Genomic DNA, 14,322 nt, shown 5'->3' on the forward strand with positions numbered 1-14,322 from the left:
GCTCACGGAAGCTCGGCCAGAACCGTCTCGGCTCCGATGGCGCGCTGCCCGACGATCACCGCCGTCCGCGACCCCTCCGGGAAGTAGGTGTCGACGCGCGAACCGAAGCGGATCAGTCCGTAGGTGTCGCCGATGGTGAGCGAATCGCCCACGGACGTTGTGTTGACGATGCGTCGCGCGAGCAGTCCGGCGATCTGTACGACCGCCAGGTCGTGACCCGACGGTGTGCGCAGATGCATGCTGGTGCGCTCGTTGACCTCGCTGGCGTCGGCGAGGTCGGCCGACAGGAACTGTCCGGCCTTGTGCACCACGGCCTCGACCGTGCCGGACACCGGGACGCGCTGGACGTGGACGTCGAGCACGGACAGGAAGATGCTGACCCGCGGCAGCGGAGCGGTGCCGAGGTTCAACTCGGCGGGCGGCACCGCGTGGTCGACGAGTGCGACCTCACCGTCGGCAGGGGCCACGACCACCCCGGCCCGATTCGGCGGGACGCGCGGAGGGTGGCGGAAGAAGCCCGCCATGGCTCCGGCGGCGAGCAGCGAGGCGGTGCGGACGATCCGGTGGCGGCGGCCGAGTCCGGCGAGCGCCAACGGCACCGCGACGAACGGGGCACCGGCGGGATGCAGCGGCGGAATGCTGCGCCGCACCAGGTCCACGATGTGTCCTGCTCCGGTCGGTTCAGGCGTACCAGGGGGGACAGGTCTGCGGGCCACGGGCTCCTCTTACGTCGATTCGGGCGGACTCTCACGGCCCGAGGGGAGTGCGGACACGACTCGGGGCCCCTCACAGATTACGTGAGGGGCCCCGAGAGGTGGGGTCTGCGTCAGACGCGCGAACCGCGTCCCGTGACTGCCTTGACGATGAACAGCAGGATGCACGCGCCGATGAGGCACGTGACGAAGCTGAAGATGATGCCGCCGCCCTGGACGTCGACGCCGAACGCGCGGAGCAGGAATCCACCCAGCAGGCCGCCGATGATGCCGACGACGATGTTGAGGATGATGCCCTGCTGCGCATCCGTCTTCATGATCTTGCTGCCGATCCATCCGGCGAGTCCGCCGATGATGATCCAACCGATGATGCCCAGACCCAACATGATGGAACCTCTTTCAGATCAGCTTTGCTGCCCGTGGACCGGGCATGACTACTGACCTTCTGTACCCGGCCCCGATACTCAGCAAACGTTAAGCCGACCGTCGGCACATCACGATCCGGCCTCGACTGTGTGACGGCGGAACTACTGCGGTGTGACCAGCAGGATCTGGTCGGTGTCGCCGTTGTCGGTCGTCACGAGCAGCGTCCCTTCCGGTTGTGCCGACACCGTGCGGATGCGGCCGTACTCGCTGAGAGCGGGAATCGTCGACTGCGCGTCCACCGTGGTGCCGTCGTCGGAGAGATCGAGGAGCAGGACCTCCTGGCCCTTCTGCACGCCGACGGCGAGCATGCCGTTCCACGCGCCCCAGGCGTCACCGTCGAGGAACGTGGCCGACGCGGTGGCGATGGTGCTCGGGCCCGAGCTCCACACCGCGTTCCGGGCGCCGGGTACACGGTCCGGATCGGTCATCGCGACGGACTCGTCGTAGCCGCCGCCGCGGTCCGGGCGGTACCCGTAGTTGCCGCCCGCCGCGAGGAGGTTCACCTCGTCGTCCCGCGACGTGCCCTGTTCGACGGAGAAGATCTGATCGGTGCCGGGCCGGGCGGCCAGTCCCTGGACGTTGCGGTGGCCGAGTGTGAAGACCGGGCTCGCGGGGTCGGGATTGCCTGCGGCCGGTGCGCCCGTGGCGGCGTCGACCCGGAGGACCTTGCCGCCGAGCGACGTCGGGTCCTGCGGAACGGTGCCCTGAGCCGAGTCGCCGGTGCCGATGAACAGGGTGCCGTCGGCGTTCGCCAGCACCCGGCATCCGCCGTGGCGACCGGAGGTGACCGGGAACCCGGAGACGACGGTGCGCTCACGCGTGAGGCTCGCGTAGTCGTCGGCCACGGTCCATGCGACCACGCCGATGGTGGGGTCGTCGCCTCGAATGCCCTGGCAGGAGTACAGGGTCCGATCGGTCTCGAAGGTCGGTGACAGTGCGAGGCCCATCAGACCGGTCTCCGATCCGACGAACAGATCGCCGAGATCGGCGCTGATCGGTGTCGGCTCACCACCGGGCCGGATCGCGGTGAAGCGGCCGGGGCGCTCGTCGAAGATCACGGTGCCGTCCGGCGCCCGGACTACGTCCCACGGATGATCGAGCCCCGTGGCCAGTGAGGAGACGACGACGTTCGGGACGGCGTCCGCGGCGTCCGCGGATGTCGGTCCCGGTGTCGTTGCCTGGGATGTCGGCGATTCGGGGGTGCCGGCCGCGGGGGAGGCGTCGGACTCGGTCGTGGTCGAGCACGCGGTCGTCGCCAGAGCAGCGGACAGGGCGAGGCCGGCGAGGGCGCGGGTCGTGCGGGCGCGAGGGGTCATCACTTCACGGTACGAGCAGAACTCTCGGCCGCGTCCTTGATCTTCGCCAGGGTGGACGCCATGCCCCGCTCGAGTTCGGCCTCGAAGTTGCGTGTGCCGCCCAGCACCAGTCGCACCGCGGTGTCGGAGACCTTGGTGGTGCCGCCGGGTGCCTCGCGACGCTCGGTCACGCGTGTGCCCGTCTCGGTCGGTTCCAGGAAGTAGGACCACACCGTGTGGTTCTCGGTGATGCGGAACGCGAGCAGTCGCTCGGGCTCGAGGCGCACGACCCGCGACGTCGTGGGCCACACGAGGGGTCCGCGCCGATTGACGTTGAGCGTGCGAGTGCCCACGCGCAGCGGGCCGAACACCTTCATCACCGCGCACTGGGGGCTCCACTCACCCATGCGCTTCAGGTCGGACACCACGGACCAGACCGCGCTCGGCGGTGCATCGATGTCGACGCTGACGGACAGGGGTGTGGCCATGGAGTTCTCCCGGTGTGTTCAGGCAGGCTGGGTGGTGACGCCGTCAGGGTAGTAGGACGTCCACGACGTGCACCGCGACGTCCTCCGCCGTGAGAGCGGTGCCGAGCGTGGTGTTCACTGCGTCGGCCGTCCTCCCGGTCAGTGTCACCGCCAGCGCGGCCATGTCCTGGCCGTACGTCACGGCGATGTCCAGGGACACCCCGGTACACCGGCGTCCGTCGACGTCGAGTTCGATGCCCTTGACCCCGCAGGGCAGTTCCGACAGGGCGCGGGCGATGGACAGGAGCACCAGGTGGTCGCCCACCCGGAGCGAGTCGCCGTCGACGAAGCCCGGGTGCGAGGCGTCCAGCGCGCGTGTCCGCCGAGCCGTCGCGCGGAGTGCGGCGAGGATCGCCGTGCTGGCCTCGACCCAGGACGGCACCTCCTCGTCTCGGAGTTCCTGTGCGGCGCGGCTGAGCACGGGATCGTCCGGCTCGTCCGCCGTGTCTAACGCCATGACGCCATCCTCTCGCTCAGAGTGGTTCGTGCGCGGGTGACCTGACCGCGCACCGCGGACGGCGACATGGACAGGATCTCCCCGATCTCGACATGAGTCATTCCCTCGACCTCGCGGAGCAACCAGCACGAGCGCTGCATCTGTGGCAGTGCCCCGAGGGCCACGCGCAGCTCGGCGAGGAACCCCGATTCCGTCGCCCGCACCTCCGGATCGTCCGACACGTCGCTGACGGCGTCGTCGAACAGCCACTCCTCGTGCGGACGGGGGATGCGGCGCCGCGTGGCGTCGATGGCCTTGTGTGCGGTGATGCCGAACAGCCATGTGCGCAGCGCCGAGTCGGACCGGTAGTTGCCGAGGCTCTTCCAGGCCGCGACGAACGCGTCCTGGACCACCTCCTCCGCGACGCCGTCGTCACGCAACATGTTGCGGGCGTACCGGAACATCGCGGGACCGTGCGTGCGGACGATCTCCTCGAACGCGCCGCGGTCACCGATGACCGCAGCGTCGACGAGAGCCGCATCGCTGTCCACGGAGCAGATTCGAACCAGCGGGTGTGAAACGACAGTGGTGTGGCATACGTCACATTGGCATACGTTTTCCTCGGTCCGCCTCGACCTACTCCCGACACAACGAACCCGAAAGGATGACGTAGATGACGACAGCACAGGGATCCACCACGTCCACCACCGCCTCCGGCTCGAACGGTGCGCTGGACAAGAAGACCGACTCCACCGGTGCACTGGTCGCGTCCGACGGCCGCACCACCATCGCGGACGTCGTCGTGTCCAAGATCGCCGGCATCGCCACCCGTGAGGTCCAGGGCGTGCACGACGTGGGCGGCGGCGCGACCCGCGCCATCGGTGCACTGCGCGAGCGCATCCCCGGCGCCCGGGTCAACCACTCGCAGGGCGTGTCCGTGGAGGTCGGCGAGAGCCAGGCAGCCGTCGACATCGACATCGTGGCCGACTACGGCGTGTCCATCGCGGATCTCGCGGCGGGCATCCGTCGCAACGTGATCGACGCGGTCGAGCGGATGACCGGCCTGCAGGTCACCGAGGTCAACATCACCGTGCACGACGTCTTCCTGTTCGAGGAAGAAGACGAGCGCGACGACGCAGCACCCGCACGCGTTCGATGAGCCCCGCGGCACCGTCGGGCAGCGATCGCGCCGATCTCGTCGCGGACGCGGTCGTCGCGGTGGACGGAGTCGCCTCGTTGCACGGCGGGATGTTCGGCGAGATCGGCACCTACCTTCCCGGTAGGCGCGTCGCCGGGGTCGCGATCCGGGACGACGGGACCGAGATCCACATCGCCGTGACCCCGGACGCCGTCGTACGCGAGACGGCCGACGCGGTTCGCCGCGCGGTCCGTGCGGTGGTCGATGCCCCGGTGCACGTCGTGGTCGAGGACGTGGCGTCGCCGTCGGACGGCGGCGCCGACACGGGGTCCTCCGGACCGGAACCGACCGAGTCCTCCGAGCCGGGGTCGACCTCGGCTCCCGGGGGTACTCTCCGCCCGTGACCCAGCCTCGTCCGCCGCACGCCGACCCCGCCTATCGCGAGGCTCGGCGTGCCGCGGCGAGAGCGCACCATCCCGACGCCGGGGGCGACGCCGAGTCGCTCATCCGTGCGTTGCGCGACATCGACGCGAAGTTCTCCCGCGGGACCGTCGCGACGCAGGTGGTCGTCGGCGTCTCCCGACGACGGCTCGCCGTTCGCCGCCTGTCCCGGGTCCGGCGACTGCTGCCCACGCGGCGCACCTACGTCGACCTGCCCACGAGCTCGGCCGACCGGCCACCCAGACCCACGGACCCACGTTCTCCCTCCCGGGAGAACTGACCGCTCTCCACGATCGGAGCACCATGACCTCCTCGACCATCGGCCTTCTCGCCGGCCTCCTTCTGGCAGTCGCTGCCGCAGCCGGCGGATTCACCGGATTCCTCGTCGCTCTCGTCCTGGGTGCGATCGGGTTCGCCGTCGGCGCGTACCGCGACGGAAACTTCGACCCCGAGGCACTCCTGCGAGGTCGCGGCCGTGGCTGACACCGCCCCGAGCGACACGGCGGACGGAGCGGACACCGTCTCGAAAGACCTGTCCGACAGGCATGACCCCGGGACGATCGACCCCGCGCAGCGTGGGTCGCTCACAGTCCTCGATCGCGCGGTCGAGTCCATCGCCGACGCCTCCCTCGGTCGCACCGACGGTGTCGTCACCTCCGGCGGGAGCTTCGGCCGCAAACCGTCCCGTGTGAAGGTGACGAAGCAGGACGACCGCGTACGCGCCGCCGTCGACGTGACCGTGGCGTGGCCGCGCTCGGCGGCGTCCGTCGCCGACGATCTCCGCCGCGACATCGCGCGCGGCATGACCGACTCGGGCCTGCGCACGGATTCCGTCGACGTACACGTCGGCGACTTCGGTTCCGTGTCCTCGTCCGCCGCGCCGGCGTCGGGCGCGACTCCGGCGCCGACCACCCGGCCGCTCGCGGCTCCGGCCGCGACCCCGATCGCGATCGTGGTGTCGCTGCTGCTCCTCGCCGGGGCGGGTGTGCTGATCCGCGACGCGCTGGTCGGATTCTCCGTCATCAGCGGTCGAGAGTGGACGGCGAGCGCACTCGACTGGATCGACGGACTCACACCCCTGTCCTGGATGTTCCCCGCGGGCATCGCCTTGGCGGTCGTCGGAGTTCTGGTCGTCCTGGCCTCGCTCAAGTGGCGCGCCCGTCGGTACCGGTCCAGCGGGATCGCGGACGACGTGTGGGTGCACAAGGCCGACCTGGCGAAGGTGACCGAGCCGAAACCCACGGTGGCGGCCGCACCCGAGACCACGGCCACCCCGACTGTCGCAGGAGGCGAGAAATGAAGCGGACCACGGTGTTCTTCGACCGCCTCGGTGTCCTGATCATCGGACTCGCGCTCGTGGCCGTCGGCGGTGGCGCCGCACTGTGGCAGCGCGATCGACTCCCGTTCGAACTCACCGAGGTCGACGCGTCGGTGGTGACCGACGCGCAGGACCAGCAGTGGTGGCCGTGGGCTCTCCTCGGCGCCGGAGTGCTGATCGCGCTGCTCGTGGTGTTCTCACTGGTGCGAAGGCTGCCGTCCTCAGCGGGGCGCACCCTGTCGCTGCCGGTCACCGGCGATCCCGACGGCCGCGTGACCGTCGATCTGCGATCGGTCGCTCACAGGGCGGCCGACACCGCCCGCGAGGTCGACGGGGTGAAGTCCGCGCGTGCGCGTCTGCGTCACGAGCGGTCCGACGGTCGCCGTGTCCCGGTGATCACCGTGGTGGTGCGGGCCGAGGAGTCCGCATCGCTGCGCACCGTGGCGGAGAAGTTGACGGACGTGCGCAGCGCGGTCGCGTCGGTCGTCGGCGACGGTGCCGTCGGCGTTCGGGTACTGCTCTCGGCCTGACCCTCGCGGCTCAGAGCGCGAGTGCGGTGGCCACGACGGCCAGTCCTGCCGGGACGATCTGCACGAGCGCGCCCTTCATCATCCGACGGTCGGTGCCGAGCAGAACACTGCCGGCGCCGACCATCGATCCCGCGGACACGAAGACCAGGACGGCGCCGACGGTGTGATTCCCCGCCGCCAGGTTCACCGCGCCGACCGCGGCACCCACCGCGAGGAACAGGTTGTAGAAGCCCTGGTTGAAGGCCCACCGCTCGACGACGTCGACGTGGGAGTCCTCCCGCACGCCGAAGACGTGACGGCCCTTGGTGCGGAAGACCAAGGACTCCAGAACGAAGATGTACACGTGGAGCGCGGCGGCGAGAGCGGCCAGAACAGCAGCGACGGCGGTCATGCCGGTCAGTATGCGCCGCACCTGCCACACGGCACGGGGCCAGCACCAGTTGTGTTTTCTCACGAAGTTGTCACAGGAGCCCCGGGACCCTCGTCCGGCGCGTACGCTTCGGCCCACGGACGAGATGGTGTATCGCTCCACGATCCCGCTTCGTTACACACAGATTCGGCGTCGTGTCGACGCCCCTCGTGTCGGGGAGAACCACATGCACGACCTTCTGGCGCACCGCTCACACGCGGTCAACACCGGCCACACCGAGATGATCCGCGCGGTCTTCTGCGACGAGTTCGAGATCGGCGTGGACCAGGACGTCCTGACCACCATCTCGTGCGGCGACATCGGGCAGTGGGTGTCCGATCTGCGGTTCACCGGCCTGTTCCTGCCGGGTGAGATCGAGGCCATCGAGCGCCAGTGGAACACCGACCCCGCAGGTCTGGTCGCCGCGCTCATGGGCGGCATCGACGAGGTCGGGCGGCGCCGCTCGGCGCATCAGGCTCCGCAGGTCGACGTGGTCGCCCAGCGCTTCGTCGGCTGACCCGGCTCGCCGGGCCGCGCGTCCGTCAGCGGTTCTTCGGGGGCCTGTTGGTCTGCGCCCGGCGCGCCTCTTCCTTCTCCTTCACGCGGACGGCCTCGCGCTGCACCTCCGCGTAGTTCTCGCGTTCGGCCTTCAGCCAGTCCGGTTCCTCGGCGGACAGCGCGTCGATCTCGGCCTGCGTCATCGAGTCGGACACGTCGTTGCGCGCCAGTGCGGTGTTGGTGACGCCGAGTTTGCGCGCCACGACGTCGCGGGGGAACGGCCCCGCCGTCCACAGATCGCTCAACCACTGCGGCGGATTGTGGCGCAGAGCCTCGAGGTCGCCTCGCGTGATGGGCTGGGAGCGGAACTCCTCCGGCGCCGCCGGCAGGAAGATCCCGAGCTTGGCAGCAGCCGTCAGAGGCTTCATCGTCTGGGCGTTCAGGTCCTGGCTCACCGCGCCAGCGTAGCGCCCGCACGGCCGACCACGGCCGAGCGCAGCGGGAAGTCGGCCGAGCGCAGCGGGAAGTCGGCCGAGCGCAGCGGGGACTACGCTGGCCCGGTGAACGATGCGACCGTCCTGCGCTGGTACATCGAGGTCGCCGAGACGCTCGCGTTCGGGCGCGCGGCGAAGGCGCTGAACATCTCCCGGCTCCGACTGAGTGCCGCGGTCAAGGAACTCCAGGACGAGGTCGGCGAACCCCTGTTCGTTCCGGGCGACGGGCCCACCGAACTCACCGAGGCCGGACGGGCTCTGCTCGACCGGGCCCGCGACATCGTGGCGGAGGACGATCGCCGCCGCGCCGAGGAGGCTGCGGCAGCGCCGGCGCGGCCGACGCTGCGGGTCGGTTTCGTTCCGGGAGTGACGGTCACGAAATGGACCCGGATCTGGGCGGATCGCCACCCCGGCACCGACCTGCAGACGGTCGTCGTCGAGGAGTCGGACCAGCTCGACGCGCTGCGGACGGGTGTGGTCGACATGTGCTTCGTGCGGGAGCCCGCCGAACGGGAGGGGCTGCACTGCGTCCCGCTGTACTCCGAGGTCGCCGTCGTGGTGGTGCCCAAGGACCATCCGGCCGCGGCCTACGACGCCGTCACGCTCGGTGATCTCGAGGGCGAGTCGCTGCAGGACGGCTCCGACCGATCCGAGGCGTCGCTGCCGACGACGCTCGAGATGGTGGCCGCCGGTGTCGGCCCGGTGCTCGTGCCGCACTCGTTGGCCCGACTGCACAGTCGCAAGGACCTGCTCTACCGGCCCGTCACCGACGCGGACCCCACCCGGATCTTCCTGGCCTGGCCCACATCGGTCGCCGCACCCGAGGAGGGAACACTCGACCTGCCGCAGGAGTTCCTGGGGGTGGTGCGCGGACGGGCCGCGCACAGCTCGCGTACCGAGTCCGAACGCGGGACACCGCCGAGGAAGAAGAAGAAGGCAGCTGCTCCGGGGCCGGCCGCCAAGCGAAGTCAGGTGCCCCGCCGACGACGCTGACATACTGTCGCCGTCGTGACGAGTGGAAAGGCGGGTTCGTGAGCGACCCAGCTCCCCGAAGTTCGGCCGGCGCGAGCAAGCCGGCCATCCTCACCGTGGACGACGATCCCGGGGTGTCCCGCGCCGTCGCCCGCGATCTGCGGCGCAAGTACGGCGAGAAGTACCGCATCATCCGGGCGGAGTCCGGCGAGTCCGCCCTGGAGGCGTTGCGAGAGATCGCGTTGCGCGGTGACCAGGTCGCGGTATTGCTCGCGGACTACCGCATGCCGTCGATGAGCGGTCTCGAGTTCCTCGAGCAGGCCATGGACATCTTCCCGTTCGCGCGCCGCGTGCTCCTCACGGCGTACGCGGACACCGACGCCGCCATCGAGGCGATCAATGTCGTCGACCTCGACTACTACCTGCTCAAGCCGTGGGATCCGCCGGAGGAGAAGCTGTACCCGGTGGTGGACACGCTGCTCGACGCGTGGCACGCCGCCGACATCCGGCCCATCCTGGAGACCAAGATCATCGCGGGTCGGTGGGCGTCTCGATCGTCGGAGATGCGCGAGTTCCTCGCCCGCAACAGGCTGCCGTACCGGTGGTTCCTCGCGGACGAGCCCGAGGGAGCGCGTCTGTTGGCGGCGGCGGGTCACGACGATCGCACGCTGCCGGTGGTGGTGTGCGCGGACGGGTCGTGTCTGCTCGACCCCACCGACACCGAGTTGGCCGAGTACTTCGGTCTGGGCACCACGCCGACGGAGGACTTCTACGACCTCGTCGTCGTGGGCGGCGGGCCCGCCGGCCTGGGCGCGGCCGTCTACGGCGCGTCCGAGGGTCTCCGGACGGTCCTCGTCGAGCGCACCGCGACGGGTGGGCAGGCGGGCCAGAGCTCGCGCATCGAGAACTACCTCGGTTTCCCGGACGGGGTGTCCGGCGCACAGCTGGCCGAGCGTGCACGTCGGCAGGCCGAGAAGTTCGGCGCCGAACTCGTCACCACCCGCGAGGTCGCGGGTGTCGAGGTCGACGGGCCGGCGCGCGTGGTGCGTCTGACCGACGGCAGTGCGATCGCCGCGCACTCGATCATCCTCGCCACGGGTGTCTCCTACCGCCGGCATCCGGCGCCGGGGGTCGACGAGTTCGCCGGTCGCGGCGTCTTCTACGGCTCCGCGGTCACCGAGGCGGTCGGCTGTACCGATCAGGACGTGTACATCGTGGGCGGCGCGAACTCCGCCGGTCAGGCAGCGATGTACCTGTCCAAGTGGGCGCGGTCGGTGACCATCGTGGTGCGCGCCGAGTCGCTGGAAGCCTCCATGTCGTACTACCTCGTGCAGCAGATCGAGAAGAACCCCGTCATCTCCGTCCGCCCCTGCACCGAGGTGACCGCCGCGCACGGCGACGGCCACCTCGAACAGATCACCCTGCGCGACAAGGTCTCCGGCGACGAGGAGACCGTCGACACGGGCTACCTGTTCCTCTTCATCGGGGCGGCGCCGCGGACCGAGTGGCTGGACGGCGTGGTGGTGCGCGACCGCCACGGCTTCGTCGTCTCGGGTCAGGACCTCACGGTCGACGGGGCCCGCCCGCCGGGCTGGTCGGTCGACCGCGCACCGCACCATCTCGAGACCAGCGTGCCCGGCATCTTCGCGGCGGGCGACGTGCGCGCGGACTCCGCCAAGCGCGTCGCGTCGGCCGTCGGTGAGGGTGCGATGGCCGTCATGCTCGTCCACCGCTATCTCGCCCAACCCTGACCACCGCACGCGTCCCGGAAGCTGGATCATCATGACCGAACTCGACTGCAGCACCGAGGAACTGAAGACGCTGTTCCTCTTCGAGTCGCTCGACGACGAGCAGCTCGAGCAACTGTGTGCCAACGGGCACGTGGAGATGATCGAGGCCGGTCCCGTGTTCGCGGAGGGCGACGACGCCACGTGCTTCTACGTGCTCCTCGACGGGGAACTGGTGCTGACCAAGATGTCCGGCGGCGAGAAGATCGAGGTGAACCGCACGTCGTCGCGGGGCGTCTACGCGGGTGCGTGGCAGGCGTACCTCGGGGACCGCGCCCCGCAGAAGTACATGTCGGGCATGGACGTGACGCGTCCGTCCCGGTTCTTCGTGCTCGACGCCGAGCGGTTCGGAGACCTGGTTCGAGAGTGGTTCCCCATGGCGGTCCACATGCTCGAGGGACTGTTCTTCGGTCAGCAGAGCAGCAAGCAGGTCATCGACCAGCGGGAGCGGTTGCTGGCGCTGGGGTCGCTGTCGGCCGGTTTGACACATGAGCTGAACAACCCGGCCGCCGCGGCGGTCCGTGCGACGGCGGCGCTGCGGGACCGGGTGTCGCACATGCGCCGCAAACTCGGCGTCATCGCGTCGGGCGTCTACGACACCGACTCCCTGACGGGTCTGATCCGCCTGCAGGACGAGGCTGCCGAACTGGTGGGCAAGGCGCCGGAGCTCACTCCCATGGAGGCCTCCGACCGGGAGGACGCGCTGGGGGAGTGGTTCGAGGACCACGGCATCTCCGACGGGTGGGACCTCGCCCCGACCTTCGTGCAGGCCGGCATCGAGGCCGACTGGCTCGAGCGCGTCGCCGCGGACACGGGGGCGGAGCTTCTCGAGAGCACGATCCGCTGGCTGAACTACACCATCGAGACCGAACTGCTCATGAACGAGATCTCCGACTCCACCACACGGGTGTCGACGCTGGTCAACGCCGCGAAGCAGTACTCGCAGATGGACCGTGCGCCGTTCCAGAAGGTGGATCTGCGGGTCCTCCTCAAGAGCACCCTGGTGATGCTCGGCCGCAAGATCGGCGACGACATCACGGTGGTCAAGGACTTCGACCCGGCGCTGCCTCCCGTCGCGGCGTACGCCGCGGAGCTCAACCAGGTGTGGACCAACCTCATCGACAACGCCGTACAGGCCATGGACGGCCGAGGAACGCTCACTCTGCGGACCTCGCGGGAGAACGACACGGCCCTCATCGAGATCGGGGACACCGGCCCGGGCGTTCCCGAGGCGATCCGGTCCCGCATCTTCGAACCGTTCTTCACCACCAAGCCCGTGGGCGAGGGCACCGGTCTGGGCCTCGACATCTCGTGGCGGATCGTGGTGAAGAAGCACGGCGGCGACCTACGGTTGCTGTCGGAGCCGGGAGACACCCGGTTCCAGGTACGGATACCGATCGACGGCCCGGCCGGGGCGCCGATGCCGACCGCAGAGGAGGAAGTCGGATGAGCACGAACGGAATCGACACCGCGGTACCGCCCAGCGGCACGGGCTGCGTGGAGTGCGACGCCACCGACGGGTGGTGGGTGCACCTGCGCCGGTGCGCTCAGTGCGGCCACGTCGGATGCTGTGACTCCTCACCGTCGCAGCACGCGAGTGCCCATGCCGCGACCAGCGGTCATCCCGTCGTGCAGTCGTTCGAACCCGGGGAGACGTGGTTCTGGAACTACGTCACCGAGGAGGGCTTCGACGGTCCCGAACTCAGTGCGCCACAGCATCATCCGATGGACCAGACGGTGCCCGGACCGTCGTCTCGGGTCCCCTGGGACTGGCAGCGTCACGTCCGCTGAACCCAACATCGAATCGTTATGGAGTTACCCGCCGGTAGGGACGAGCGGGCGGTAAGGTCTGCGGTGCATTGCACGATGCATTCTCTCGCACAGCCTCAGGAGCCGTCCGTGTCGTTCATCCCCACCTCGTCCTTCTTCTCCAACGCCACGCGCTCGGATCGAAGTTCCTCTCGTGCAACGCGATTCGGTGCAGCAGTCGCGGTCGGCGCCACCATCGCCGCAGGGGCGATCCTCGGTACCGGGGTGGCGTCCGCGGCTCCGGTCACCTGCGTGTCCCCGCCCGCGGCCAACGACATCCAGGTGAGCGACACGGCCAGCTGCGGAGCCAAGGCCACCGGCGCCGGCGTCGCCACGTCGTCGGCGTCCGAGAGCGGTACCGCGGTCAGCGTCGCCGACGGCGGGCGCTCGACGTCGAACGCCACCGGCTTCGGCACCGCGCTGAGTGCCGTTCTGGGAGCGGGTACCTCGTACTCGTACTCCCTCGGTGGTGGCATCTCGCAGTCCTTCGCCACGAACGGAGCCACCTCCGTCGCCATCGCCGGGTACGGCGGCGGCGCGACGGCCAGCACGGTCACGGGCGTGAACTGCGCCGGTCTCAACTCCTTCGCTCTCGACCTCTCCACCGGGCGGTCCTGCATCGCCGGTCTGTAACCGTCGTGAACGCCACCGTCCTGGCGGTGCTCTGCGCCGTCGGGGCGGCGGTGTGCATCGCTGTCGGTACCGTCGTCCGCCAGCGGTCGGCGGCGTCGATTCCCGACGAGTACGTCGGTCGGCTGGGGCCCATCACCACGCTGATCCGCGAGCCGCTGTGGTGGATCGGCACGGTCGTCGGTATCGGCGGCTACGGCCTGCAGGCGGCGGCGTTGGGGCTCGGATCCCTTCTCCTGGTGCAGCCGCTCCTCGTGTTGTCCCTGCTGTTCGCGCTGCCGCTGGGTGCTCGGTTCTCCGGCCGCACCGTGTCGGCGAAGGACTGGCTGTGGGCTGCCGCGCTGACGGCAGCCATCGCGGTCCTCGTCGTCGTGGGCGATCCGCGGCCCGGCGTGGAACGCGCCGAGACGCGGCACTGGGTCGTCGTTCTCTGCGTCGGAATCCCGTTCGTTCTCGCCTGTGTTCTCGGCGCGCGCAGCGGCTCCCGGTCCCGGCGCGCCCTGCTGCTGGGACTGGCCGGCGGTGCGCTGTTCGGCGTCGCGGCCGTGCTGACGAAGAGCGTCGTCCACCTCGCCGGACGCGGACCGCAGCCGCTGCTGACCTCGGTCGAGCCGTACGCGCTCGTCGCCGTGGCCGTGGTCGCGATCTCGCTGCAGCAGTCGGCCTTCCAGGTGGGTGCGTTGCAGGCCTCGCTGCCCGCGACGACCGTGATGGAACCGATGGTCGCGTCGCTGCTGGGATTCGTCGTGCTGGGCGAGTACCTCGACGCCGATCGTGAGGTCACGGTGGTGCTGGTCGTCGCCCTCATTCTCGTGGTGGTCTCGGCGGTGGCACTGGCCCGGTCCGCGGGCGCGGCCGAGAACGTCGAACCCGCCCATCCTGCCCCGAACCCGTAGCGG

At 69.8% G+C, this 14,322-nt stretch carries 21 protein-coding genes; 13 read left to right on the plus strand and 8 right to left on the minus strand.

What is annotated here, in order from left to right; genetic code table 11:
- Positions 1-2: 2 nt before the first annotated feature.
- From BR07_RS0115670 to BR07_RS0115695, 6 genes are all read right to left on the minus strand, one after another.
- Positions 3-716 carry a phosphatidylserine decarboxylase gene (locus tag BR07_RS0115670; RefSeq protein ID WP_027506255.1) on the minus strand — a complete coding sequence of 238 codons (714 nt, stop codon included), beginning with the start codon at positions 714-716 and terminating at the stop codon, positions 3-5.
- A gap of 110 nt (positions 717-826) precedes the next feature.
- Entirely contained in the window at positions 827-1,099 is a 273-nt protein-coding gene (locus tag BR07_RS0115675; protein WP_027506256.1) for a GlsB/YeaQ/YmgE family stress response membrane protein, read from the minus strand.
- A gap of 141 nt (positions 1,100-1,240) precedes the next feature.
- Complete coding sequence (locus tag BR07_RS0115680; RefSeq protein WP_037186110.1) at positions 1,241-2,455, minus strand: PQQ-dependent sugar dehydrogenase; 1,215 nt, start codon at positions 2,453-2,455, stop codon at positions 1,241-1,243.
- On the minus strand, positions 2,455-2,922 hold the full coding sequence (locus BR07_RS0115685) for an SRPBCC family protein (RefSeq protein ID WP_027506258.1): 468 nt from the start codon (positions 2,920-2,922) through the stop codon (positions 2,455-2,457). The genes BR07_RS0115680 and BR07_RS0115685 overlap by 1 nt, the downstream gene beginning before the upstream one ends.
- Before the next feature lie 43 nt (positions 2,923-2,965).
- Positions 2,966-3,418: a hypothetical protein gene (locus tag BR07_RS0115690; RefSeq protein WP_027506259.1), complete on the minus strand. Its 453-nt coding sequence runs from the start codon at positions 3,416-3,418 to the stop codon at positions 2,966-2,968.
- On the minus strand, positions 3,409-3,948 hold the full coding sequence (locus BR07_RS0115695) for an RNA polymerase sigma factor (protein ID WP_231476391.1): 540 nt from the start codon (positions 3,946-3,948) through the stop codon (positions 3,409-3,411). Before BR07_RS0115695 ends, BR07_RS0115690 begins: the two co-directional genes overlap by 10 nt.
- Positions 3,949-4,070: 122 nt before the next feature.
- On the opposite strand from BR07_RS0115695, the gene BR07_RS0115700 reads away from it, so the two are divergent.
- The 6 genes from BR07_RS0115700 to BR07_RS0115725 are packed head-to-tail and all read left to right on the plus strand — an operon-like array spanning position 4,071 to position 6,824.
- Positions 4,071-4,556, plus strand: coding sequence for an Asp23/Gls24 family envelope stress response protein (locus BR07_RS0115700; RefSeq protein WP_027506260.1), 486 nt, complete (start codon positions 4,071-4,073; stop codon positions 4,554-4,556).
- Positions 4,553-4,939: a hypothetical protein gene (locus BR07_RS24895; protein ID WP_231476392.1), complete on the plus strand. Its 387-nt coding sequence runs from the start codon at positions 4,553-4,555 to the stop codon at positions 4,937-4,939. The genes BR07_RS0115700 and BR07_RS24895 overlap by 4 nt, the downstream gene beginning before the upstream one ends.
- A complete protein-coding gene (locus tag BR07_RS24900; protein ID WP_037186113.1) occupies positions 4,936-5,256 on the plus strand; it encodes a hypothetical protein in 321 nt (106 codons plus the stop codon). Before BR07_RS24895 ends, BR07_RS24900 begins: the two co-directional genes overlap by 4 nt.
- 23 nt (positions 5,257-5,279) lie before the next feature.
- Positions 5,280-5,459 (plus strand): DUF2273 domain-containing protein, encoded by a 180-nt coding sequence (locus BR07_RS0115715; RefSeq protein WP_027506261.1) that lies wholly within the window; start codon positions 5,280-5,282, stop codon positions 5,457-5,459.
- On the plus strand, positions 5,452-6,276 hold the full coding sequence (locus BR07_RS0115720) for an Asp23/Gls24 family envelope stress response protein (RefSeq protein WP_027506262.1): 825 nt from the start codon (positions 5,452-5,454) through the stop codon (positions 6,274-6,276). Before BR07_RS0115715 ends, BR07_RS0115720 begins: the two co-directional genes overlap by 8 nt.
- Positions 6,273-6,824 (plus strand): hypothetical protein, encoded by a 552-nt coding sequence (locus tag BR07_RS0115725; RefSeq protein ID WP_027506263.1) that lies wholly within the window; start codon positions 6,273-6,275, stop codon positions 6,822-6,824. Before BR07_RS0115720 ends, BR07_RS0115725 begins: the two co-directional genes overlap by 4 nt.
- Before the next feature lie 10 nt (positions 6,825-6,834).
- Here the strand turns inward: BR07_RS0115725 and BR07_RS0115730 are convergent, their stop codons facing one another.
- Complete coding sequence (locus BR07_RS0115730) at positions 6,835-7,215, minus strand: DUF1304 domain-containing protein (protein WP_027506264.1); 381 nt, start codon at positions 7,213-7,215, stop codon at positions 6,835-6,837.
- Positions 7,216-7,420: 205 nt separating this feature from the next.
- On the opposite strand from BR07_RS0115730, the gene BR07_RS0115735 reads away from it, so the two are divergent.
- Positions 7,421-7,750, plus strand: a complete 330-nt coding sequence (locus BR07_RS0115735; protein ID WP_155957051.1) for a hypothetical protein — start codon at positions 7,421-7,423, stop codon at positions 7,748-7,750.
- A gap of 25 nt (positions 7,751-7,775) precedes the next feature.
- Here the strand turns inward: BR07_RS0115735 and BR07_RS0115740 are convergent, their stop codons facing one another.
- Complete coding sequence (locus BR07_RS0115740; RefSeq protein WP_027506266.1) at positions 7,776-8,186, minus strand: DUF5997 family protein; 411 nt, start codon at positions 8,184-8,186, stop codon at positions 7,776-7,778.
- A gap of 105 nt (positions 8,187-8,291) precedes the next feature.
- Between BR07_RS0115740 and BR07_RS24905 the strand changes: the two genes are divergently transcribed.
- From BR07_RS24905 to BR07_RS0115770, 6 genes are all read left to right on the plus strand, one after another.
- Positions 8,292-9,218 (plus strand): LysR family transcriptional regulator, encoded by a 927-nt coding sequence (locus tag BR07_RS24905; protein ID WP_051613454.1) that lies wholly within the window; start codon positions 8,292-8,294, stop codon positions 9,216-9,218.
- Between the two features lie 38 nt (positions 9,219-9,256).
- Complete coding sequence (locus tag BR07_RS0115750; protein ID WP_027506267.1) at positions 9,257-10,948, plus strand: FAD-dependent oxidoreductase; 1,692 nt, start codon at positions 9,257-9,259, stop codon at positions 10,946-10,948.
- Positions 10,949-10,979: 31 nt separating this feature from the next.
- Entirely contained in the window at positions 10,980-12,434 is a 1,455-nt protein-coding gene (locus BR07_RS0115755; RefSeq protein ID WP_027506268.1) for an ATP-binding protein, read from the plus strand.
- The gene (locus BR07_RS0115760) at positions 12,431-12,775 is read left to right on the plus strand and encodes a UBP-type zinc finger domain-containing protein (RefSeq protein ID WP_027506269.1); all 345 of its coding nucleotides are present in this window, start codon (positions 12,431-12,433) and stop codon (positions 12,773-12,775) included. Before BR07_RS0115755 ends, BR07_RS0115760 begins: the two co-directional genes overlap by 4 nt.
- 75 nt (positions 12,776-12,850) lie before the next feature.
- Positions 12,851-13,426, plus strand: coding sequence for a DUF6764 family protein (locus BR07_RS0115765; RefSeq protein WP_037186116.1), 576 nt, complete (start codon positions 12,851-12,853; stop codon positions 13,424-13,426).
- 5 nt (positions 13,427-13,431) lie between these two features.
- The gene (locus BR07_RS0115770) at positions 13,432-14,319 is read left to right on the plus strand and encodes a DMT family transporter (protein ID WP_027506271.1); all 888 of its coding nucleotides are present in this window, start codon (positions 13,432-13,434) and stop codon (positions 14,317-14,319) included.
- Positions 14,320-14,322 lie beyond the last annotated feature (3 nt).

It is taken from the genome of Rhodococcus sp. UNC23MFCrub1.1, assembly GCF_000686025.1.
GTDB lineage: Bacteria > Actinomycetota > Actinomycetes > Mycobacteriales > Mycobacteriaceae > Rhodococcoides.